Consider the following 22407-nt stretch of genomic DNA (forward strand, 5'->3'; position numbering starts at 1 on the left):
CTTATTGCTCGGTGCGCAGCATGCGGCGCAGGTGATAAACGATGTACACCAGCATGATCGCGAACAGCACCACGGCCACCGCTGCGGAATAGCCGATACGGTAGTACTTGATCGCCTGGTCGTACATGTAGTACGCGAGCACCGTCGAACTTTCGAACGGTCCGCCGCCGGTCATGACCGAAATCAGATCGAAGCTGCGCAACGCGCCGATCACCGTGACGACGATCGCCATGAAGGTGGTGGGCCGCAATTGCGGCAGGATCACGTGCCACAGCATCGACCAGCCACGCGCCCCCTCCATGCGCGCGGCCTCGATCTGTTCGGCGTTCAACGAAGTCAAACCGGTCAGATAAAGAATCATGCAGTACGCGGTTTGTGGCCACAGCGCCGCGAACACAATCCCGAGCGTTGCGTAACGCGGATCGCCCAGTACCGGCACGCCGTGCCCGAGGATCAGCGCAAGCAAGCCGAAGGTCGGGTCGTAGAACCACGAGAAGATCAAACCGACCACAACGCCCGACAACACGAACGGCGCGAAGAACAGCGATTTGACGATGCGAATGCCGGCCACCGCCTGGTTCAGATAGAGGGCGACGGCGAGCCCCATCGGCGGTGCAAGCAGGAACAGCAGCAGCCAGATGAGGTTGTTCTTCAGCGCCGTGTAGAACGTCGGCGTATGGAACAACTCGATATAGTTGGCGAGACCGACGAAAGACGGGTCGGTCATCCCATCCCAATTGAAAAAACTCAGGCGCACGGTCGAGATGATCGGCCATACGACGTAGATCGCCACCATCACGCAGGCCGGCGCGAGAAACAGAAAAGCGGCGCGGCGCTGCCGTCGCGCGGTCGGCGACGGACGGCGCCGGCGCGCCACGCGAGGCGGCCCGCCGCGCGTAGCACCGCCCGATGCCGGCATGCCTGCACCGGGCAAGCCGGAATCGCCGGGTTCAGCAGGACCGCCAACGGTATGACGGGTGACGGAATGCGACACGATCATTCTCCCGATCGAACGTAGCGAGTTGACGCTTAGGTTGGCGGCCCGTTTATGCGTCAACGGGCCACTTCCGCTCACTTCTTGTAGATCCGCTTACGCGTCTGTTCCAGTTGCGCAAGGATGTCGTCGAGTTTCGAAGGATCGGAAATGAATTGCTGCATTCCCTTCATCCCTTCATCGGCCATTTCCTTCGTCATGTCGCGATCGTAGAACTGCGCAATGCCGCCCTTCGTGTTCGCGAGAATCTGGAAGCCGATCTTCGAGATTGGATCCTCGGGTTCAGGCGACTTGCTGTTCGCCGACAGCGAACCGAGCCCCTCCGCGAGCTTCGCACCGTTTGCCGGCGTTTCGACGAAGGCGAGGAACGCACGCGCATCCGCCTTGTTCTTCGCCTTCGTCGGAATATTCAGCGATTCGACCGGCCCCTCTTCGGCGGTCGGCACATTCGCGTCGATGATCGGGAACTGGAAGTAACCCATTTCCGGCTTCACGCTCGGCGGGAAACCACCGGTGATGAACGTGCCCATCAGCATCATCGCGGCCTTGCCCTGGAACAGGAACGGCTGCACCGCGTCCAGATCGTAAGAGAGCGAGTTGTCGATGAAATAGCCGGCGTCAATCAGTTGTTTCCACGTCGTGTAGACCTTCTTCACGCGCGGATCGGTGTACGCGATATCGCCCGCCATCAGTTTCTGATGGAACGCGTTGCCGTTCAGGCGCAGATCGAGATAATCGAACCAGCCCGCCAGCGTCCATGAATCGCGGCCTGCCACGGCAATCGGCGCAATGCCCGCCGCTTTCAGTTTCTTGCAGTCGTCGAGAAACTGGTCCCACGTTTTCGGCTCGCCGGCAATGCCGACCTTCTGGAACAGATCCTTGCGATAGAACATGCCCCACGAGTAGTACACGGTCGGTGCGGCGTACTGCTTGCCCTTATACGAGGACGCTTCCTTCGTCGACGCATACATGTCGTTCCAGCCGTTCTTCACCCAGTCGCTGCTCAGATCCTCGAACAGGCCGCGCTGCGCGTAATACGCCATCCGTTCGCCGTCATGCCAGTTGACGATATCGGGCGCGACGGTGGAGAGCCAACCGGGCAATTGGACCTTGTACGCTTCTTCGTCGATGAACGACACCTTCACGTCGGTACCGGGATGCGTTTTCTTGAAGTCGTCGATGATCGACTGCCAGACGGCGCGTTGACTCGCGCCCTTGAACGCGATGTTGACCGCGAGCGTGCCGGCCTGCGCCGTGTTGACGACGGAGGCCCCTGCGGCCGCCGCGGCCAGCGCGAGTGCCAGCAGAATCTTGCGAGGTTTCAGTGCCATGTTGCTGTCTCCTTTGCTCCGTGATTTTGCGTCGTTGTTGTTACTACATGGAATCCTTCGTTCAGCGCTTCAGATCATTTCCCTGATCGATAGACGGCCACACCCTGCGGTTCGACGGTGCGCGAACCGATCACGAACGCGTCGTCGGCGATATCGGCCAGCGTGTGCGCCTCGTCGCCGTAGTTCAGCACGTAGGTCAGCGCACCACGCCGGCTAAAGCGCACGCTGTCGCCGAGCGCAACCGGGTCGAGGCCGGCCTCCTGCGCAATCCGCGCGAACAGACGAACCGTGAGCGCATCGTCGAACAGGCTCGCGAGGTAATGGAACGCGCCGCTTTTCACGTAAGCGGGATGGCCATCGGCAAAACGGGCGCGTACGTCGAGCGCCTCCGTTGCATCGTTGCCGCTGTCGTCTTCGCCTTCGATGAAATCGCGCCAGTGGCGCGCCACGCCGCCTTCCGCGCTCGCGTTGCCGCTGTCTTCAAGCCGCACGGCTTCAGTCACATTCGGCCGCATCGATTCGACGCGCCACACGCGCAGCGGCAGCACCGAGGCAAGCGCGCCCGGCGGCAGATTGGCCGGAATCTGCAGGTCCTGCGTCTTCGAACCGGTACGCGGGCCGAGCACGACCTGCGCGCCCGAACTCGCCAGCCGCGCGGCGAAATCGGCCGGCACGACCGGCAACGGCGGCACGACGATCAGACGATAGCCGTCGAGCGCCGCATCGACCGGCACGATATCGACGTCGAGGCCAAGTGCGCGCAATGCCGAGTAGTACTCGAATGCGAAGCGCGGATAGTGAAAATCCGCTCCCTGCGGATGAATCTCGAAGAGCCACTTCGCTTCGTAGTCGTAGACGAGCGCGACTTTCGAGCGAATCGCGGCATTGGCGTCGGCGTTCGCGGCGAGCACCGCGCGAATCTCGTCGGCAACCTGAGCGGCTTCGTTGCCGCCAACATCGAGCCGGTTATCAGGCGTATTCAGACCGGCGTGCATCTGTTCTTGCGCGAACGGCGCCTGGCGCCAGCGGAAATACGATACGCAGCCCGCGCCGTGCGCGAATGCCTCCCAACTCCACAGCCGCACCATGCCGGGCAGCGGCGCCGGATTCCATTGTGCCCAGTTCACCGGGCCGGGCTGCTGCTCCATGACCCACAGCGGCAGCTTCGACATGCCGCGGTACACATCGTGATTGAACGACGCGAAGTCAGGGTGCCCGGTGCGCAGCCAGCGCGCCTTCACGTCCGGCGCAAACCACTGCTCTTCCAGCGCGCCGAGCGGATAACTATCCCAGGTCGCCACATCGAGATCGGCCGCCACCTTGTAGTGATCGAACTCGGTAAAGAGCTGCATGAAATTGTGCGCGACCGGCCGCCCCGGCGAATGCGCGCGGATGATCTCGACCTGCATGCGGTTGTAGCGTGCCACTTCGTCGGAGGCGAAGCGCCGATAATCGAGCCGGTGCGAAGGGTGCGCTTCGGTCACGGTCGCCACCGGCGCGTCGATTTCGTCGAAGCTGCGGTATTCCATGCTCCAGAACACCGTGCCCCATGCGCGGTTCAGCGCGTCGATGGTTTGATAGCGCGCCTTGAGCCACTCGCGAAAGCGCCCCACTGCCGCCGGCGAATAACTGACAACCGTGTGATGGCAGCCGAATTCGTTATCGGTCTGCCAGTACGCAACGGCCGGATGCTTGCCGTAACGCTCGGCAACCGCCGTGCAGATTCGCTGCGACGCGGTGAAATACGAAGGCGATGAAAAATCGTAATGACGGCGTGAGCCGAACGCGCGCGGACGGCCATCGGCGCCAATCGGCAAAATGTCCGGATGGCGGTCGATCAGCCACTTGGGCGGCGTCGCCGTCGGCGTGCACATGACCACTTGCAATCCGGCGGCGCCGAGTACGTCGACCGCGCGATCCAGCCAGCCCCAGTCATATTCGCCGGGCGTCGGCTCCATCCGGCTCCATGCAAATTCGGCGATTCGCACCTGCTGGATGCCAAGTGCTTTCATCCGGCGAGCGTCGTCTTCCCACATCGACTCCGGCCAGTGTTCCGGGTAATAACAGACTCCAAGGCGCATCCGAATGTCCCCTATGCGTAATGTTCGACGGATTCGAGCGAAGCAGCGGCAAAGCCGTCTTCGGTAAACAGGTGGCAGGCGCGGCTGGGGACGCGCAAGGCGGCGCGGTCTCCCGGCGCGAGGCGGGTGTCGCCCGGCGCCTTGGCGATCAACGCGGCGCCACCGGGTTGATCGAGGTGGACATAACTGTGCTCGCCGAGTTGTTCGACGAGCGACACGGTGCGGGTCAGCACGGCATCCTGCGTGTTTTCCGAACCTTCCGCGCCGAGGAATTCCAAGTGTTCCGGGCGCACGCCGAGCGTGACGGCCTGCGACGCATGGAGGCCATCGCCGCTGACCGGCACGCGCACGTTTTCATTTGTGTGATCGAGCGTGATGACCACGCCTTGAGGATCGATCGAGCTCACCTTCCCCGGCAAAAAATTCATGCGCGGCGAGCCGATGAAACCGGCGACGAAGCGGCTTCTCGGCCGGTGATATAGCTCAAGCGGCGCGCCGATCTGCGCGATGCTGCCGTAGCGCTCGGTGTCCTTGCCCGCGTGCAGCAACACGATCTTGTCGGCCAGCGTCATGGCCTCGATCTGATCGTGCGTGACATACACCACGCTGGCTTTGGCGAACTGCTTATGCAGCCGCGCGATTTCAATTCGGGTCTGGCCACGCAGCGTTGCGTCGAGATTGGAGAGCGGCTCGTCGAACAGAAACACGCCCGGCTCGCGCACAATGGCCCGGCCGATCGCCACGCGCTGCCGCTGGCCGCCGGACAGCGCCTTCGGCCGGCGCTCGAGCAGCGCCTCCAGTTGCAGGATCCGCGCGGCTTCCCGCACTTTGCGGTCGATTTCTTCTTTCGGGGTTTTGGCAAGCTTGAGGCCGAAGGCCATGTTCTCGAACACGGTCATATGCGGAAACAGCGCGTAGCTCTGGAACACCATCGCCACGCCACGCTGCGCCGCCGGGACGTCGTTGACGAGGCGCCCGGCGATCGACAGGTCGCCGTCGGTCACGTCTTCGAGGCCGGCGATCATCCGCAGCAAGGTGGACTTGCCGCAGCCCGACGGGCCGAGAAACACGCAAAACTCGTTCTCGCCGATCTCCAGGTCGACGTCGCGAATCACCGGTGCGCCGTCGCCATACGCCTTCTGCACGCCTCTCAACGAAATGCTCGCCATTGCATCAACTCCGTGATTTAATCGGCTCGACATCGAAGATTAAGCGCTTAATCAGCAAGGCCGAAAAAAATCGATCGCATGCGATCGTGGGCCTTGCCTGTCTCCGATATCGTTTTGTCTGTGCGGCAAATGGTGCCGCGCCTTGAGCCGCGATGCAAATGTCGGACAGCCATCTCATATATTGGAACGCCATGCCCACACTCAGCGAAGTCGCACGCCGTGCCGGTGTCACGCCTGCCACGGTATCGAACGTGTTGCGCAATCGCGGCCGGGTCGGCGCGAGCACCCGGCAGCGGGTGCTGGAAGCCGTCGACGCGCTCGGCTACCGCCCCCATCTGGCGGCCCGCGCGCTCGCCGAGGGCCGCGCGCCGACGCTGGCGTTGATGGTATCGAGCATCGCCAATCCGTTCTATCCGGAGTTCGCACTCGCCGTCGAGCATGCGGCGCGCAGCAGCGGACATTTCGTGATCATCTGCAACACCAACGAAGATCCGCTGATCGGGCGGGCGTACCTCGATCAGATCGCCGGCACGCTCTCCGAGGGCGTGCTCGTGACAAATGCAAACCTCGATTTCACGGACCTGCATACGACCGAATCGCGCGGCACGCCCGTGGTGCTGTGCATGTGGGAGCGGCCCAACGAGCCGCCGGGTTTGCCGTGCGTCGCGGTCGATTTTCGTCTGGCAGGTGAATTGGCCGGCACGCATCTGCTCGAACTCGGCCATCGGCGGATCGGCGCGATCGTCGGCAGCAAAGCCTCGGGCATTCACGCGGCCCGCTATCAGGGGTTTGTCGATGCGCTGCAGGGAGCCGGTGTGCCGAAAGGCCGGGTCGAGCATGCGCCCGATACGATCCAGGGCGGCTACACCGCGGCGCGCGAGCTGCTGGAAGCCGATCCGACACTCACCGCGATCTTCGCGACCAACGATCTGCCGGCGCTCGGCGCAATGCATGCCGCGGCGGATCTTGGCCTGAACGTGCCGCGCGATCTGTCCGTGATCGGCATTACCGATATTCAACTCGCGCGCGAGTCGCGGCCCGCGTTGACGACGGTCGCCGTGCCGACCGTCGAAGTCGCCGGTCTCGCGGTCTCGCTGCTGCGCGAACTGATCGAATCGTCGTATGGGCAAGCGGAGCGCCCGCTCGCGGCCAGCGTGCCGATGCGGGTTTCTTCCGCGCCGAAACTGGTCGTGCGTGCGTCCACTGGCGTGTCGCGATCGGCGTAACGTGGCCGTAACAGCGCTGCGGACGTTACGTAGCGAAGCTCGCGTGCATCCCTCCTCGCGCGCGGAGCCAGAATCCGCAAACGCCCGTGGCACGCGGCTTCGCGCCGAAAAACGCCGCTTCAACTAGTCTATCCATGCAGTTGGCACGGTCCCTGCAAACAGGTAGGGAAAGGGCCGAGCGCCGGCATGCGTCACATGCCGCCCGTGCTCCCCCAACCGGCCGGGCCAAGGCCATAACACGCAGGGATATTCAAATGATTGCCGACCTTCTGCAGGACGCCGACGTCGCAGGACAAACCATCGACGCGGACTCGCCCTTCGCCCAACACCATCCCCTGCAGATCGCGGTTTGCCTGCGCAAGCTGATGAGCGGACAGGACTTCGTGACGGTGGAATTCAACGGTCGCCAGATCGTGACGCAAGTGCTCGACGTCGATTCGCGCAATGCACGCTTCATCTTCGACGCCGGCAGCGTGGAAGTGGACAACCATGCGCTCGCGTCCGCACGCCAGTTGATCTTCCGCAGCTTGCCGGACGGCATACGCACGGAGTTCACGACGCTGAACGCTGATCCGGTCATGTTCGAAGGGCGGCCGGCTTTCGAGGCATCCTTCCCGACCCTCCTCTACTACGTTCAACGCCGCGAATTCTTCCGCGTGCAAACGCCCGTGCTGGATCCTTACACCGCCAGCGGACCATGCGCGGACGGCGGTTCGTTCCGGCTGGAACTGCAGGATCTCTCATTGGGCGGCGTGGCGCTGAAAACCGCCGACGAGCGCTTCGGCTCACTGGAAAGCGGCACCGTGCTGCGCGATGTCACGCTGCAGCTCGGCAGCTTCGGCACGCTGCAACTCGATCTGGAAATCGTCGCGCCACGGCAAATGACCACGCCGAAGGGCGACCGGCGTTTCGTGATTGGCTGCAAGTTCGTGCAGACGCCCGGGCGCGCCGAGCGAGTCTTGCAACGTGTCGTCACCCAGCTCGAGACCAGGCGTCAAACGCTGGTGGCGCGCGGCTGAATTTCTGCGGCGAGGCTGCTTCGAGCAGCCGCTGGCTTGAAAATAGCGCAGGATTCCGAACCGGTCTACCGAACTTCAGCATCTCGTTGACGCATCGGCACCGGCTTCAGGCCGCGCGCGCCGACAAGCTGGTGCGGCGGGATCTGCCGAATCGCGCTTTCGCCAGCGGGAGCGCCTGTGAGCAGATGGATTGCAAGGTCGAGCGTCGTCGAGCGGCGCGTCAGCATGAGGCACGTCACTTCGTTCTGCAAGGCGCGCGTGGCGTGCCAGCAACCCGGCCGCATGCAGATCCCCTCCCCTACGGGCACCTCGAAGGCAGCCAACGAATCAAGGTTCGGCTGCCCATCCGGCGTACTCGTCGCGACAATCTGCACGACAGGTCCGGTGAGCGGCACCACGGCCTGCTCCGTAAGCCAATGTGCCTCGAGCCGCAGCACCTCGGCTTCGCGATCGCGGTATCTGACCCACAAAACTTCAGGATTTCCGGACAGGCCGGCATCGAACAGATGCTCGCGCCAGAAATCGGATGACGGGCTTGCAAACGACGGCACCGCGCTATCCGTTGGGAAGGGTTTGCCCAGCATCCATCCATAGGGTTCGAAAGCGTCGGCAGTAAGCGCCTGAATGCTCAGAGGCGTGGTAGTCGGCATCTCGGTTCGGGCCTTTGATAATCGAAGAAAACATCACGGGGTGCCACTCAATGAGTCGGCAGCGCTTCGTCGGTGTCTGGAAAGAGCGCGATATCCGGGCCGTTCTCGAGGCTGAACTCTCGCATGACCTTTTGCGCCAGATGCATGATCGACTCGCATAGCAAGCTGTCCGGACTTCGCCGGAAAGATGCGAAAAGCGGCAGTTCAGGGACTCGATGCGTCACTTTCAGCAGTTGCAGATGCCCGGAGTCCAGCTCACGGGTCACGAACGCGGTGGGCAGAACCGCGATGCCGAAACCGTCGAGTACGAGCCTTATGATCGCCGCGACCGAAGACACGCAGTTGATTTGCACGTGCGGCTCGCCGGCGGCTGCAAACAGCCCCGCGACAAACACGTGCGGCGATGAATGACGGGCAAAGCTCACAATCGGGAAACTCGCCAGTTCGGCTTCCGATAGTGCTTCAGCCGACAGATTCAGCGATGGACTCGCTACCCATCGCATTGGCAATGCGCCGAGCGAAACATTTTCCGCGTCAGCGCCGGTGACCATCGTGCTCAAAAAAGCGATGTCCACGTTGCCATTCACCAGTTGCACGGACAGATTCGTCGAGGTGTCGCACGTCAGCTCGATCGTCAGGTTCGGATATTCGTCGCGCACCTGCCGCAGCAGCTCGGGCAGCCACGTATGCACGACGGACTCCATCACGCCGACCCGCAACAATCCGCTCACATGCGAGCGGTCGCTTACGCTTGCGAGCATGTCGTTCGTGAGCTTCAGAATCTGTTCGGCGAACGCTAGCGCTTTAGTCCCTTCCTGGGTCAGCTTGACATCGCGCGGCCCCCGATCGAACAGACGCACGCCGAACTCCTGCTCGAGCGCAGATATCCGGCTGGAGATCGCAGCCTGCGTCGCATGCAGGCGCTCGGCAGTCAGCCGGAAATTGCGCAGCTTGGCGAGCCACACAAACGTTTCGAGAAAACGGACATTCATCAGGCGCCTTGTACTGTCAGCGAACGCATCATCAGGTTCCAGGTGTCGCGGCCGTGCAAACGGACAGCTTCGGTAGATGGGCAGAGTTTAGCGCCGCAAAATCAGGTGCGTGACAACAAAAACTGGCCGACCGGAACAACTTTTTGTTGTGATCATCGCGGCTCGGCGCGCAAGGGGCGGCCTATCGGGAAAGCCCTGGGAAGCGATCAGATTTATCTATTGCCGGTCAATAAAATAAGTCGTTGGACGGAAGAATTTGGCGGTCGAACACTCATTGAACCGAAAATCAAGGAGCCGCCCATGTCACCCTCGTCCAGTCAATTGAATCGTATGCTGCAAGCGGGCGCCGCTGCGCTGCTGCTTGGTGCGGGCAGCGCGAGCTTCGCCGCGGAGCCGGTCGTGGTCCTGATTGGTCATGCCGCGCCGCTGACAGGCCAGCTCGCGCATATGGGCAAGGACAGCGAAAATGCGGCGAAGCTTGCAGTCGACGAGATCAACAGCCAGCATCCGGTTATCGGCGGCAAGCCGGTCCGTTTGCAGCTCGACGCGCAGGACGACGCTGCCGACCCACGCACCGGTACTCAAGTCGCCCAGAAACTCGTCGACGATGGCGTGGTAGCTGTGGTCGGCGACATCAACTCCGGGGTGTCGATCCCGGCATCGAAGATCTACAGCGAGGCCGGCCTCGCGCAGATCTCGCAAGGCTCGACCAATCCCACCTACACGCTACAGGGCTTCAAAACGACCTTCCGCGTCGTCGCGACCGACGCACTGCAAGGGCCGGCTCTGGCTCGCTATGCGGTCGACACCATGCACGCAAAGCGTATTGCGATCGTGGACGACTCGACCGCATACGGCCAGGGTCTCGCGCAAGAATTCGAAAAAGCAGCCAAAGCACGAGGCGCCGTTATTGTGAGCCACGATGCGACGACGGACAAAGCCATCGACTTCCGGGCCATTCTGACGAAAATCAAAGGTCTGAAACCCGACGCAATCATGTACGGCGGCTCGGACGCAACGGCCGGGCCGCTGGCGAAACAGGCGGCAAACCTCGGCATCACCGCAAAGGTGCTCGGAGGCGACGGCGCCTGCACGGAGAACATGACGCAACTTGCCGGCAGCGCGATTGACAACGTGACATGCTCGGAAGCCGGACTTGCCTTGTCAAAAATGCCGAAGGGTCAAGACTTCGATAAACGATACGTGGCGCGCTTCAGCACACCGATAGACGCCTACGCTCCATTCACGTATGACGCCGTCTACGTCATCTATAACGCGATGCAGCGAGCGAACTCGACCGACCGCTCGAAAATTCTCGCCGCGATGCCCGCCACGAGCTATGACGGCGTGATCGGCCACATTGCATTCGACCCGCACGGCGACTTGCGGGACGCTGCGATCACGATCTATCAGTTCAAGGGCAGCAAGAAGACCGTGATGGATGTCATCAGAATGTGATGCGGCCGAACGCAACGGACATTGCGTACATCGCGCACATCGCGTTCGGCTCCGCCACCGACGATTACCTTCGCGACGGCAGCCGTGTCCGTCGTCGAAGACCATCTGGTATTTCAACTGACTTGCAGGCATGCCAGGACTTTCCCGAAGTCCCGGCGCACGATCCTGCGTTGCAGCATTCCCGAAAAGCCCCGCCCCATATGCCCCGCCGCCCTGGCGGGCGCTTCCGCACGCCGACTTCCCGCCGATCGCATTCTTGACGGGCATCGCCGCGCCTGCTTTACTAAATCAACTCAAGTGATTTAGTCGTCCGGCTTCGGGCTGCAACTGAATCGCTTCAGATTCCAAACAGGTTCCAGGCAGATTGCAAAAAGGATTGCAAACAGGCGGCAAGCGCGCAGCGTTCGCGCGTGCCGCCGCCCGCAGTTCATAACGTCGTGACCAATAACCGGAGGAGCGTCCCATGAATCTGAATTCCCGCAGGCACCCTGTCGCCAGGAAAATCGTGTCGGTATGCGTCGCTGCATCGGCGGTGTGGTGCGCGAGCGCAAGCCAGGCAGCCGATCAGCCTGTCGTCGGTCTCATCACCAAGACGGACACCAATCCGTTCTTCGTGAAGATGAAACAGGGTGCCGAGGCGGCCGCCGCGAAAGACGGCGCCAAGCTGCTCACCGCCGCCGGCAAGTTCGACGGCGACAACGCGAGCCAGGTCACCGCCATCGAAAACATGATGACGGCCGGCGCGAAAGCGATTCTGATCACGCCTAGCGACACCAAGGCGATCGTGCCGAGCATCAGGAAAGCGCGCGCCGCCGGCGTGATGGTGATCGCACTCGACACGCCGACCGATCCGCAAGATGCCACGGACGCCCTCTTCGCCACCGACAACTTCAAAGCAGGCGTGCTGATCGGCAAGTACGCGAAAGCCGCGATGAACGGCAAGCCCGCGAAGATCGCCACACTCGACCTCGCACCCGGCGTATCGGTTGGCGTACTGCGCCATAACGGCTTCCTGGAAGGCTTCGGCGTGAAGGAAGGCGATCCGTCGATCGTCTGCAGCCAGGACACCCGCGGCGATCAGGCGAAGGGACAGACAGCAATGGAAAACTGCCTGCAGAAATCGCCGGACATCAACGTGGTCTACACGATCAACGAACCGGCCGCCGCAGGTGCGTATCGCGCGCTCAAAGCCGCGGGCAAAGACAAGAGCGTAATGATCGTTTCGATCGACGGCGGCTGCGAAGGTGTACGCAATGTGAAGGCTGGGGCGATTGCGGCGACCTCCCAGCAGTATCCGTTGAAGATGGCCGCGCTCGGCGTGACAGCCGGTGTCGAATACGCGAAAACCGGCAAGAAGGTCTCCGGCTATCAGGATACGGGCGTGACGCTGATCACCGACAAGCCGATGTCCGGCGTGGACAGCAAGGATACGAAGTTCGGCCTCGACAACTGCTGGGGCAACAAGTAACAGGCACTGAATGGCGGCCCACTTTCCCGGGCCGCCGACGGATGACGGCTGTGCCTGTCGCACAGTCCGTCAGATTCATGCATTGAGGACACCTATCATGTCGACTCCCTCCGCGCCCGCCGGGCACTCGCGCCCGTTCGCCGAACGCTTGCCGTCACTCGCTGAAATCGGGCCGCTGATCGCGCTTCTGTTGGCGTGCGGCTTCTTCATTTCGCAGAGCAACCGGTTCCTGTCGTTCCAGAACCTTTCGCTGATCCTGCAGCAAACGATGGTGGTCGCCGTCATCGCAATCGGCCAGACCCTGATCGTGCTGACAGGCGGCATCGATCTGTCGTGCGGGATGGTAATGGCGTTCGGCTCGATCATCATGACCAAATTCGCGGTCACGCTCGGCGTGCCGCCCGTTCTCGCGATTCTATGCGGTATCGCCGCGAGCACGCTATTCGGCGCGCTCAACGGCGTGCTGATCACGCGGATCAAGTTACCCGCCTTCATTGTCACGCTGGGTACGCTGAACATCGCCTTCGCACTCACGCAGATTTATTCGAACGCGGAGAGCGTCTCGAACCTGCCCGACGCGATCATGTTCCTCGGCAACACGTTCAAGCTCGGGCCCGCCGAAGTGACCTACGGCACGGTACTGACGCTATTGATGTATCTGGCGACGTGGTTCGTGTTGCGCGATACGGTGCCGGGCCGGCACCTGTATGCGCTGGGCAATAACCCCGAAGCCGCGCGTCTGATGGGCCTCTCGTCGCAAAAGATTCTGCTCACCGTGTATTCGCTGGCCGGCGCGATCTATGGTATCGCCGCGCTGCTGTCGGTGTCGCGCACCGGCGTAGGCGATCCGCAGGCCGGACAAACGGAGAATCTCGACAGCATTACCGCTGTGGTGCTGGGCGGCACGAGTCTGTTCGGCGGACGAGGCTCGATTGCCGGCACACTGTTAGGCGCGCTGATTGTGGGCGTATTTCGCAACGGTCTGACCTTGATCGGCGTCTCTTCGGTGTACCAGGTGTTGATCACCGGCATGCTGGTGATTCTCGCGGTTGCCGCGGACAAACTTTCCCATCGTCGCGGTTGAGCATTCAGGAGCCCGTCATGTCGACACCTACTTCCGCTTCCACCGCGATGCCCGTTCTGCAGGCGCGCGGACTGGTCAAACGCTATGGCAACGTCACCGCGCTCGACGGTTGCGATTTCGAAGTGCTGCCCGGCGAGATTCTCGCCGTGATCGGCGATAACGGCGCGGGCAAGTCGTCGTTGATCAAGGCGCTCTCGGGCGCCACCGTGCCCGACGAAGGCGAAATCCTGCTCGACGGCAAGCCGGTCAGATTCCGCAGTCCGCTGGATGCCCGCGCTCAAGGCATCGAAACCGTGTACCAGGAACTCGCGGTGGCGCCCGCCATGAGCATTGCCGAAAACCTGTTTCTCGCCCGTGAGCTCGTCAAGCCGGGCTGGCGCGGTTCGATCTTCAAGATGATCGACAAGCGCCGCATGCTCGAAGAAGCCACCGCGCACATGAAGGGCCTGCAGATCGGCATCCGTTCGATGCGCCAGGCGGTCGAAACCTTGTCCGGCGGCCAGCGCCAGGGCGTAGCCGTCGCGCGCAGCGCGGCGTTCGCGCGGCACGTGGTGATTCTCGACGAACCCACGGCCGCGCTCGGCGTGAAGGAAGGCAACATGGTGCTCGAGTTGATCCGCCGCGTACGTGAGCGCGGCCTGCCGGTGATCCTGATCAGCCACAACATGCCGCACGTGTTCGAAGTCGCGGACCGCATTCATATTCAGCGGCTCGGCCGGCGCGCGGCGCTCGTGAATACCAAAGACATCCATATGTCGGAGGCGGTGGCGATCATGACGGGCGCGAAGGAAGCGGACGTCAAGGCGATTGCATGATGTTTGCATCCCGCTGAGGGGCACGCGACGATGGAAACCACCAGCTCCCGCTCGCCTCTCGAGCGCACGGTCGGCTCGAATCAGGTCGGCATGCGGCAGTTCAACGAGCGAATCGTGTTGCAGGCGATCCGTTTGCACGGCCCACTGCCGAAAGCCGACGTAGGCCGTCTTACCCGCCTGTCGATGCAGACGGTGTCGATGATCGTCGACCGTCTGATCGACGATGGGCTGCTCGAGAAGCAGGCGCGGGTGCGCGGCCGTATCGGTCAACCGTCGGTACCGATCGCGTTGCGTGCCGACGGCGCGTACACCATCGGCATCAAGGTGGGACGCCGCAGTCTCGACGTGCTGGCGATGGATTTCGCGGGCCAGGTCGTATGCCGCGATGTCTTCGACTATGCCTACCCCGATCCACGCACACTCTTCCCCGCGCTCGAAAGCCGGCTGGCCCGCGTGACTCAGACGCTCGGCGCGAAGGCGGACAAAGTGGTTGGCGTGGGTGTAGCCGCGCCATTGTGGCTAGGCGGCTGGCGCGATTTTCTCGGCGCGCCGCCAGACGCGCTCGAAGCGTGGCATGAAATCGATTTGCGCAGCCGCATCGCGACGATGACGGGCCTGCCTGTCGAGTTCGCCAAAGACACCACCGCCGCCTGCGCGGCCGAACTCGTGATGGGCCAGGGGCGCGGGATTCACAATTTTCTATACCTGTTCGTCGGCACGTTTATCGGCGGCGGACTGGTGATCGATGGCCGTTTGCATGCCGGACCACACGACAATGCGGGTGCCGTCGGCTCGATACCGCTGCGGGACGGCAGCCCGCGCAAACCCGCGCGGCAACTATTGCACGCTGCATCGGGCTTCGTTCTGGAACAGCTGTTGAGCGACACGGGGGCGCCCCCCGCCGCCGCGCATGACCATCGCTCGCTGTCGCCGGACCTGTGGCGATTGACCGAGCAGTGGCTCGACACCGCATGCCCGGCCATCGCCAATGCGCTGACCAATGCGGCTGCCTTGCTCGACCTGGAAGCGGTCGTGATCGACGGCGAACTCGACCGTCAACTGGTCCGCGAAGTCATCCGCCGGACCGAGCGTGTGCTCGATCGCTTTGAATGGGAAGGGATGGTGCGTCCGCAACTGCTGGAAGGCACCATCGGCGCCGACGCACGCGCGATGGGCGGCGCGATTCTGCCGCTGTACGCGCATTTCGCCCCCGTTCACGAGCTTTTTCTCAAGCCGGCGACCCAGGCGGGCTACTAGACAGTGCTGCTCATTGCGCTTGCACGGCCACCTTCGTGATCGACGCGGTTCTGGCAGGCGGATTGTCATTGTCGAGCAACGGTTGCAACACCGGCGCAAGCGACTTGAGCAATTGCACCGACAGCGCACTCGTGAAGTTGTACCGGGCCGCGTACGGTTCGTGCACCCAAGCCGTCAATGTGCCGTAGAAGCGGTCTCCCATCACGAACACGAAGGTCGCGCTGCGGTTCACCTTGCGCGACTCGATCAGGCGCGCGCCTTTAGCCCACACATTGAAACGCTGATCGCCGGTGCCGGTCTTGCCGTAGATCTCCAGTGTCTGGCCGTCGGGGAACGTCATCCCCTGGGCGAGACGCTTCGCCGTGCCGCCCAGTACGACGTCACGCAACAGCCCTCTGACCACCCAGGCAATCTCCGGCGACAACTGCTGCTGCGGCGCTACCGCCGCGCGCTGGAAATGCGTTTCGTATGGCGTGTTTTTCGCGAAATCGAGTTGCGCGAGGGTTTCGGTCGGCACCTTGCTGCCGTCGTTCGCAATCACGCCAATCAGTTGCGCAAGCGCAGCCGGACGGTCGCCGGATGCGCCAATCGCCGCTGCATAGGACGGCGTGAGCGTCGCGAACGGATAGCCGAGCGCCTGCCACGATTTGCCGATTGCATCGTATGCGCGCAGTTCGACCATGCGCTTGATGCGGCGGTCCTGGGTGGCGTGATAGCGGGTCTTGAAGAGCCACGAATAGGTCGACAGGCGCACGCCCCGACTCGCGTTTTCCATCTGATCGAGCGTTGCATCGGGATGGGCGCGCAGATAGTTGAGGGTCCACAGTTCCAGTGGATGCACACTCGAAATGTAGCCTCGATCGTTCAGATTGAAGCGGTCGATCGCATACTTTTCGTACAGGTTCCCCAGATCCTCATCGTCCAGTATGGATGCGGCCGGTGTGTTCTTCAACGCGGCCCGCATCTTCGCGTTGAACCACGCGTTAGATTCGTCCGGCGCCACACTGCGCAAGACCGTCGCCACTTTGGGCGGCGATTTGCGCACGCCGAGCAGCAGCAGCGCCAGTTGCTGATCCGGCGTTTTGCCGTGGTACTTGGTGTAGAAACGACTCATGTACACGCGGCTTTCCTGATCGGCGAAACGCGTGAGATACATCTTGCGGATCGCCGGATCGCCCAGCCATTGCGACGACGGCCCGGTAGTCTGCACCATCTCATAGTGGACAATATCGCGCATCAACCGCACGAACACCAGATTCACCGAATGCTGGAAGGCCCGGTGCACGGTGAGAATGCGGCTGTTGTCGTCGGAGTCGAAGTTGTTGAAGGTCTGCGCCCCGCCACCCGTATAGAACGTTTCGCCCGGACTTGCCGAGTATTTGCGCTCCACGGCCGCATCGAGCATGGCTTGCAGCGAGCGGTCCGGGGTATGCATCAGATAGTCGAGCGCCCAGCGCGTAAGCTGATCGTTCGGATCGGGTTTCACCGCCTTGAGCTCCGCTATGCTCAGCGGGGCATAACGCGCATGCAGGTCGGAGACGATCTGCAAATACGTCACCACGGTACGCATTTTCGCGGTTGAGCCGAGATTCAGCCGCGCACCCGAGTTGATATCGAATGGCTGGTTGACGCTGTCGGTTTGCACCCGCACGAGGTTCGCACCGCCGCGCCGTTCGAATAGCGTGAAACTGTAGGCGATCTTCGACGGATCGTCGGAGGCGCGCAGCATTTCAAAGCCGACGATCCCGGCGGCTTTCGCACCGTCGCGCGTCGCGGCGGCAGCGAGACGATCACTCACCGCTTGCTGCACGGCGTCGTTGAGCGTACCCGTCGCCTGCAAGTCGAGCCGGTCGAGTTCGTAGAAACTCCGTATGCCGAGCGCCGCCAGCAGATGCGAACGCATCGACGTCACGGCCTTGCGCGACACGAATGAGTCCGTGTTCTGCGCCGGGTCTGGTGCGTGACGCAACACCACCTGCGCGGACAGCGCGGCATCACGCAGTGCCGGCGTAATGACACCTCCGTTCGCCAGCAGGCGGATATAACTATCCGTCCGGTGTTCGAGGTCGCTATAGCCGTGACGCAGGAAATACGACGGCGCACGCTGCGCGATCATCAGCGACAGTACCTGCCGAAACGCGATGCCCTGCGCGGCCAGGTTGGCCTCGGTCGACGGCGCTTTCAGGATGCGGTTGACCTCGTCGAAGTCGCGGCCGTACCAGGCGGCCAGACCGTCGCCAATGCCGTTGATTTCGCCTATGCCCGGTTGCGCGGCAAGCGGCACCGAGTTGAGATAGTGGACAACGATCTGCTGACGCGCGGACATGGTCTGCGGGCCGTTCAGGTAGGCACGCACCGAGGCCGACGCGATTTGCCGCAACTTCTCCGGCGGCGTTGCCGTACGGCCGCCCGCCGAGTGACGGAACTTCTCTATCTGCGTCGCAAGCGTGCTGCCGCCCGGTGTCGCCTGATGCCGGTTGAACACCCGTGCGCCCTGATCGACTAGCGCGCGGCTAAAGCGCCCCCAGTCGATCGCCGGATTGCGGTTCGGCTGATCCGGATCGAGCAGGTAGCGGTCTTCGATAAAAAGCAGCGAATTGACGACAAGCGGCGGGATCGAATCGAAGCTGTCATATACGCGGCCCGGAAACTGTGCGCCAAAGAGCGGCGCGCCGGTGCCGTCGAAGAGTTGCAGCCCCGCCTGATCTTTTTCGGCGTAGGGAATAAACAGACCGTCATCCGCCAGCGACAGCATCCGTTCGGAATCGCGCGCCTGCGCGCTGATTTCAAACCCGCGTTGCAGCAATCGCTGCTGGAACGACGGCAGCAACGCGTAGCCGAGGCGGGTGTCGTACGGACCTTTGTCTGCCTGAGGAAAACGGATGGAATGGCTTGGACCGTTGTCGACGGAAAAACCCACGTCGCGCGTGAGTTCGGAGAGATAGCGCGCCTGCAGCCGGGACGTTTCGATCTCGACCTGGATAAAGCGGGCCGCCAAAGCCAGCGCGAGCAAAAACGCTGCCGCCAGCCCCCATTTGAGCCACTTCCGGACAGACGTCGTGCCTGTCGCGCGAAGCGGTAACCGAACCAGTGGCCGATTCATGGCTGCTCTCCCCGAGCGTGCGCCGTGCTGTTGATTCTGGCGCACCTTCGATCAAGTGTAGCTCGGAAAATGAGCGTGCAATCGGTTCGGATTTACCCGACAGTGTCGCCGCCGCAACACCCCACCGCAAGGCATGGCGGAGCGCCGCCGGGCGTGAGATATTGGACGTCTTTCGCGATCCGGAAAAACGCCGTTTCAGGCGGTTTTCTGCCTCTGCACCGGCTGATTCTCAGCCTGCGCCACCTGCCCCACCGCCTGTTCACGCAATAATTCGATGAATCGCTCAGCCGGCGGCGACAGCACGCCGCCCTTGCGCGTCACGATCCCGAACGTCTGCGAAGGCGATTTAAGTTTGACCGGCACGAAGCGCAACATTTTCTGCTGCACGAATAACGTCGCGATCGCGGTGGGCAGGAGTGAAACCAGATCGGCACAGCTTTGCAGTAATGCGACTGTCACGAAAGTGGAAGCGGTCGAGATCGGGTTGTCCGGCATATCGAGCCCAGCCAGATCCATCTCCCGTTCGAGCAGAGCGTGCAACGGCATGTGCGACGGATACATGACCCAGCGGTGGCCGGCCAGGTCACGCAGTTTCACTTCCTTCCTGGGCAGCGGCGGGTGGCCGTAACCTACTACGACCGATAAGGGTTCGTCCGCCAGCGGTCGATAGTGATATTTCGACGGATCGGCCGCAACCGCTGCGCGCCCGATCACCAGGTCAAGCCGCCCTTCGTCGAGTTGCAGCAGCATGCGCGCGCTCGTGTCTTCCACCACTTCGATCGACAGGCCCGGCTGGCCGGCATGCAGATCGTTCAGCGCTGGCACGACGCACCCGGGAATCGCGCCCATGATCGCGCCGATCGCGAGCCGGCCGCCACGCCCCGACCGGATCTCCGCAACGTCCTGGCACAGCGCGCTCAGGTCCGTCGCGAGAAGCCGCGCGTAGCGGATCACGCAGTGGCCAAGCTGGTTCGGAATCATGCCGCTCTTCGAGCGATCGAAGAGCGGCGCCGCCAGCATCGACTCCAGTTCCTGTAATGCCTTGCTGGCGGCCGATTGCGTCATCGACATCGCACTGGCCGCTTTGTGCAGCGACTTGTGATCGTCGAGCGCGATCACCAATTGCAACTGCTTCATGCGCAGTCTCGACAGAAGAACGTTCAGGGTGTCTTTCATGGCGTGTCTGGACTCTGCCGAGGGTAAGTCGCAAAAGCGATCACAGGATGGAAACTATTCAATATACCCGCCGCGTGCCGCACCGTATAGTCGGCGCTGGAGACATTCAAACCGCCACGCCTGACCACGTCAGCACCTCTATTCGACCTCTACCGCCATGACCCAGACACTCAACCCAGCTCCTTTGCGCGGCGTGTTCCCCGTCGCGCCGACCATCTTCGACGACGCCGGCCGGCTCGACCTGGAAGGCCAGAAACGCTGCATCGATTTCATGATCGACGCGGGTTCCAACGGCCTGTGCATTCTGGCGAACTTCTCCGAGCAGTTCGCACTCTCCGACGACGAGCGCAACACGCTGATGCATGCGGTGCTCGAGCACGTCGCCGGCCGCGTACCGGTCATCGTCACGACCACGCATTTCAGCTCCCATGTGTGCGCTGAACGCAGCCGCAGCGCGCAGGCCGCGGGCGCCGCGATGGTGATGATCATGCCGCCGTATCACGGTGCAACGATCCGCATTGGCGAGCGCGGTATCTATGAGTTCTATCGCACGGTGTCCGATGCAATCGGGTTTCCGATCATGATCCAGGACGCGCCGGTCAGCGGCACGCCGTTGTCCGCGCCGTTCCTCGCGCGCATGGCGCGTGAGATTCAGAACGTGTCGTACTTCAAGATCGAAGTGCCGCAGGCAGCGAACAAACTGCGCGAGCTGATCGAATTGGGCGGTGACGCCGTGGTGGGTCCATGGGATGGCGAAGAAGCGATCACGCTGATGGCCGACCTCGATGCCGGCGCAACCGGTTCGATGACCGGCGGCGGCTATCCGGACGGCATCCGCTTGATTATCGACGCCTATGCGGCCGGCGACACCGAAGCCGCAGCCGCGCACTACCAGCAGTGGCTGCCGCTCATCAACTACGAAAACCGCCAGGGCGGCCTCGCGTCGTGCAAGGCGTTGATGAAAGAAGGCGGCGTGATCCGCTCGGACGCGGTGCGCCATCCTTTGCCGCCGATGCATCCCGCCACGCGGGCAGGCTTGCTGAAGGTCGCCCGGCGGCTCGATCCGCTCGTGTTGCGCTGGGGCGCATAAGCTCGGCCGGTCCCCGGGACGCCCATATACGCTGCCGCCGGCCTGGCGGATGCAGCCCGTCGAAAAAAAACCGCCTGTAAGATCGGGAGGAAATTGAGTAACATAGGCCCGCAAGCCCACCACTCCACTTTCCATGACCGCCGATCCTCGAGAACTGACGCCGGAAACCCTCGCCGAGTTGCTCGAACGCGTGGCTAAACAGGACGCCGTGGCACTGCGCGAGCTATATGATCTCGCCGCCCCGAAACTGTTTGGCCTCGCGCTCCGTATATTGAGCAGACACGAGTGGGCCGAAGAAGTCTTGCAGGACAGCTTCGTCAATATCTGGCGCTTTGCCGGCGACTACCGCCGGGCACTGTCCGCGCCAATGACGTGGATGTCGGCGATCGTCCGGAACCGTGCTCTCGATCACCTGCGGCGAGTCAATACGCAGGAAACGGAATGGAGCGATGCGTTGGACGACCTGGTGGCGAGTGGTGATCCGGATCCCGAAGCGCTGAGTGCGGTCAGCCTGCAGGCACGCCTGCTGGCCGGCTGCATGCAGCAATTGGAGCCGGCGCAGCGTCAGGCGGTCGCCCTCGCCTACCTGCGCGACCAGAGCCATAGCGAGATCGCCGACGTGCTGACGGTGCCGCTCGGCACGGTCAAATCCTGGATCCGGCGTGGCCTTGCCAAGCTGAAAACGTGTCTGGGAGGTCAGTGATGAATCTGCATCGCTACCCCCAACTGGTCGATCTGCTGGCCGCCGAGTATGTGCTCGGCACGCTGCGCGGCGGCGCCCGGCGCCGCTTCCAGTACTACGCGGACCACGACGCGGTGATTCGTAAGGTCATCGACGAATGGCTGCGCCGCATCTCGCCGCTGGCCGAACTCGCCGCGCCGCGCATGCCGCCGGCCACCGTGTGGCAAGCCATTGAACGGCGTCTCGACCTGAACCTGGCACGCGAAGCGGCACGCCCGCGCACCGTGGCCGAGAAGCCCGCGCGTCCGTCCCGCAGCATCTTCGAAAACCTCGCGTTCTGGCGCGGCTGGGCAATCGGCGTGACAGGCTTCGCCGTGATCGCCGCCGTGGTCGCCGTGCGCTCGCTGCTGCCGGGCGCCGCACCCACCCCCACGACGCCAACCGTCGCGCAACAACCGGAGGCCGCCGTTTCGCATGTCGCGGTGCTCAACGACAAGAACACGCATCCGGTCATGCTGGTGGCGTGGGACGAAACCCATGACACCATGACGCTGCATCCGCTCGGCAAGGTCGACTTGCCGGCAGGCCGGGTGATGGAGCTGTGGGGTATTCCGGCCAGCGGCCATGCGGTGTCGCTCGGCGTGCTGCCGGATAGCGCCAACGGCAAGGTCACGGCCGGCCGGCAGAAACCCGAAAGCTACGCGGCGCTGGCGGTCTCGATCGAAGCGCCGGGCGGCTCGCCGGATCACAATGCGCCGAGCGGTCCGGTGGTGTTCAGCGGCAAGCTGCTGCCGGTGTCCTGAGCCGTCTGT

18 protein-coding genes are annotated in these 22407 nt (G+C 62.8%); 10 read left to right on the top strand and 8 right to left on the bottom strand.

Annotation, left to right across the window (positions count from 1 at the left end):
- Nucleotide 1 precedes the first annotated feature (1 nt).
- The 4 genes from HWX91_RS09495 to HWX91_RS09510 form a co-directional block, all read right to left on the bottom strand.
- On the bottom strand, nucleotides 2-1000 hold the full coding sequence (locus HWX91_RS09495) for a carbohydrate ABC transporter permease (RefSeq protein WP_030100277.1): 999 nt from the start codon (nucleotides 998-1000) through the stop codon (nucleotides 2-4).
- A gap of 71 nt (nucleotides 1001-1071) precedes the next feature.
- On the bottom strand, nucleotides 1072-2325 hold the full coding sequence (locus HWX91_RS09500) for an ABC transporter substrate-binding protein (RefSeq protein ID WP_028194887.1): 1254 nt from the start codon (nucleotides 2323-2325) through the stop codon (nucleotides 1072-1074).
- A 74-nt stretch (nucleotides 2326-2399) separates the two neighbouring features.
- Complete coding sequence (locus HWX91_RS09505) at nucleotides 2400-4406, bottom strand: beta-galactosidase (protein ID WP_028194888.1); 2007 nt, start codon at nucleotides 4404-4406, stop codon at nucleotides 2400-2402.
- A gap of 11 nt (nucleotides 4407-4417) precedes the next feature.
- A complete protein-coding gene (locus HWX91_RS09510) occupies nucleotides 4418-5575 on the bottom strand; it encodes an ABC transporter ATP-binding protein (protein WP_028194889.1) in 1158 nt (385 codons plus the stop codon).
- A 191-nt stretch (nucleotides 5576-5766) separates the two neighbouring features.
- Between HWX91_RS09510 and HWX91_RS09515 the strand changes: the two genes are divergently transcribed.
- Together HWX91_RS09515 and HWX91_RS09520 are read left to right on the top strand one after the other, a co-directional pair.
- Nucleotides 5767-6801 carry a LacI family DNA-binding transcriptional regulator gene (locus HWX91_RS09515; RefSeq protein WP_028194890.1) on the top strand — a complete coding sequence of 345 codons (1035 nt, stop codon included), beginning with the start codon at nucleotides 5767-5769 and terminating at the stop codon, nucleotides 6799-6801.
- 254 nt (nucleotides 6802-7055) lie between these two features.
- Nucleotides 7056-7820, top strand: coding sequence for a flagellar brake protein (locus HWX91_RS09520; protein WP_028194891.1), 765 nt, complete (start codon nucleotides 7056-7058; stop codon nucleotides 7818-7820).
- A gap of 65 nt (nucleotides 7821-7885) precedes the next feature.
- Here the strand turns inward: HWX91_RS09520 and HWX91_RS09525 are convergent, their stop codons facing one another.
- Together HWX91_RS09525 and HWX91_RS09530 are read right to left on the bottom strand one after the other, a co-directional pair.
- Nucleotides 7886-8470 carry an ureidoglycolate lyase gene (locus HWX91_RS09525; protein WP_028194892.1) on the bottom strand — a complete coding sequence of 195 codons (585 nt, stop codon included), beginning with the start codon at nucleotides 8468-8470 and terminating at the stop codon, nucleotides 7886-7888.
- A 47-nt stretch (nucleotides 8471-8517) separates the two neighbouring features.
- Nucleotides 8518-9462, bottom strand: a complete 945-nt coding sequence (locus tag HWX91_RS09530) for a LysR family transcriptional regulator (RefSeq protein WP_028194893.1) — start codon at nucleotides 9460-9462, stop codon at nucleotides 8518-8520.
- Nucleotides 9463-9762: 300 nt separating this feature from the next.
- Here HWX91_RS09530 and HWX91_RS09535 point away from each other — a divergent pair, with 300 nt between their 5' ends.
- From HWX91_RS09535 to HWX91_RS09555, 5 genes are all read left to right on the top strand, one after another.
- Nucleotides 9763-10920 carry a branched-chain amino acid ABC transporter substrate-binding protein gene (locus tag HWX91_RS09535; RefSeq protein ID WP_042274096.1) on the top strand — a complete coding sequence of 386 codons (1158 nt, stop codon included), beginning with the start codon at nucleotides 9763-9765 and terminating at the stop codon, nucleotides 10918-10920.
- A 463-nt stretch (nucleotides 10921-11383) separates the two neighbouring features.
- On the top strand, nucleotides 11384-12388 hold the full coding sequence (locus HWX91_RS09540) for a sugar ABC transporter substrate-binding protein (RefSeq protein ID WP_028194895.1): 1005 nt from the start codon (nucleotides 11384-11386) through the stop codon (nucleotides 12386-12388).
- 97 nt (nucleotides 12389-12485) lie between these two features.
- On the top strand, nucleotides 12486-13472 hold the full coding sequence (locus tag HWX91_RS09545) for an ABC transporter permease (protein ID WP_028194896.1): 987 nt from the start codon (nucleotides 12486-12488) through the stop codon (nucleotides 13470-13472).
- Nucleotides 13473-13489: 17 nt separating this feature from the next.
- Nucleotides 13490-14287 (top strand): ATP-binding cassette domain-containing protein, encoded by a 798-nt coding sequence (locus HWX91_RS09550; protein ID WP_028194897.1) that lies wholly within the window; start codon nucleotides 13490-13492, stop codon nucleotides 14285-14287.
- Nucleotides 14288-14317: 30 nt separating this feature from the next.
- Nucleotides 14318-15544 (top strand): ROK family transcriptional regulator, encoded by a 1227-nt coding sequence (locus HWX91_RS09555; RefSeq protein ID WP_028194898.1) that lies wholly within the window; start codon nucleotides 14318-14320, stop codon nucleotides 15542-15544.
- 10 nt (nucleotides 15545-15554) lie between these two features.
- Here HWX91_RS09555 and HWX91_RS09560 read toward each other — a convergent pair whose 3' ends face one another.
- Together HWX91_RS09560 and HWX91_RS09565 are read right to left on the bottom strand one after the other, a co-directional pair.
- Nucleotides 15555-18647 (bottom strand): transglycosylase domain-containing protein, encoded by a 3093-nt coding sequence (locus tag HWX91_RS09560; RefSeq protein WP_028194899.1) that lies wholly within the window; start codon nucleotides 18645-18647, stop codon nucleotides 15555-15557.
- A 195-nt stretch (nucleotides 18648-18842) separates the two neighbouring features.
- Nucleotides 18843-19823, bottom strand: coding sequence for a LysR family transcriptional regulator (locus tag HWX91_RS09565; protein ID WP_028194900.1), 981 nt, complete (start codon nucleotides 19821-19823; stop codon nucleotides 18843-18845).
- A gap of 157 nt (nucleotides 19824-19980) precedes the next feature.
- Here HWX91_RS09565 and HWX91_RS09570 point away from each other — a divergent pair, with 157 nt between their 5' ends.
- From HWX91_RS09570 to HWX91_RS09580, 3 genes are all read left to right on the top strand, one after another.
- Nucleotides 19981-20913, top strand: coding sequence for a dihydrodipicolinate synthase family protein (locus HWX91_RS09570; RefSeq protein WP_028194901.1), 933 nt, complete (start codon nucleotides 19981-19983; stop codon nucleotides 20911-20913).
- Nucleotides 20914-21046: 133 nt separating this feature from the next.
- Complete coding sequence (locus HWX91_RS09575) at nucleotides 21047-21616, top strand: RNA polymerase sigma factor (RefSeq protein WP_028194902.1); 570 nt, start codon at nucleotides 21047-21049, stop codon at nucleotides 21614-21616.
- Entirely contained in the window at nucleotides 21616-22398 is a 783-nt protein-coding gene (locus HWX91_RS09580) for an anti-sigma factor (RefSeq protein WP_028194903.1), read from the top strand. Before HWX91_RS09575 ends, HWX91_RS09580 begins: the two co-directional genes overlap by 1 nt.
- The last annotated feature ends 9 nt before the right edge of the window (nucleotides 22399-22407 follow it).

Origin of the sequence: Paraburkholderia fungorum (genome assembly GCF_902833645.1) — a bacterium.
In the GTDB taxonomy this organism is placed as follows: domain Bacteria; phylum Pseudomonadota; class Gammaproteobacteria; order Burkholderiales; family Burkholderiaceae; genus Paraburkholderia; species Paraburkholderia fungorum.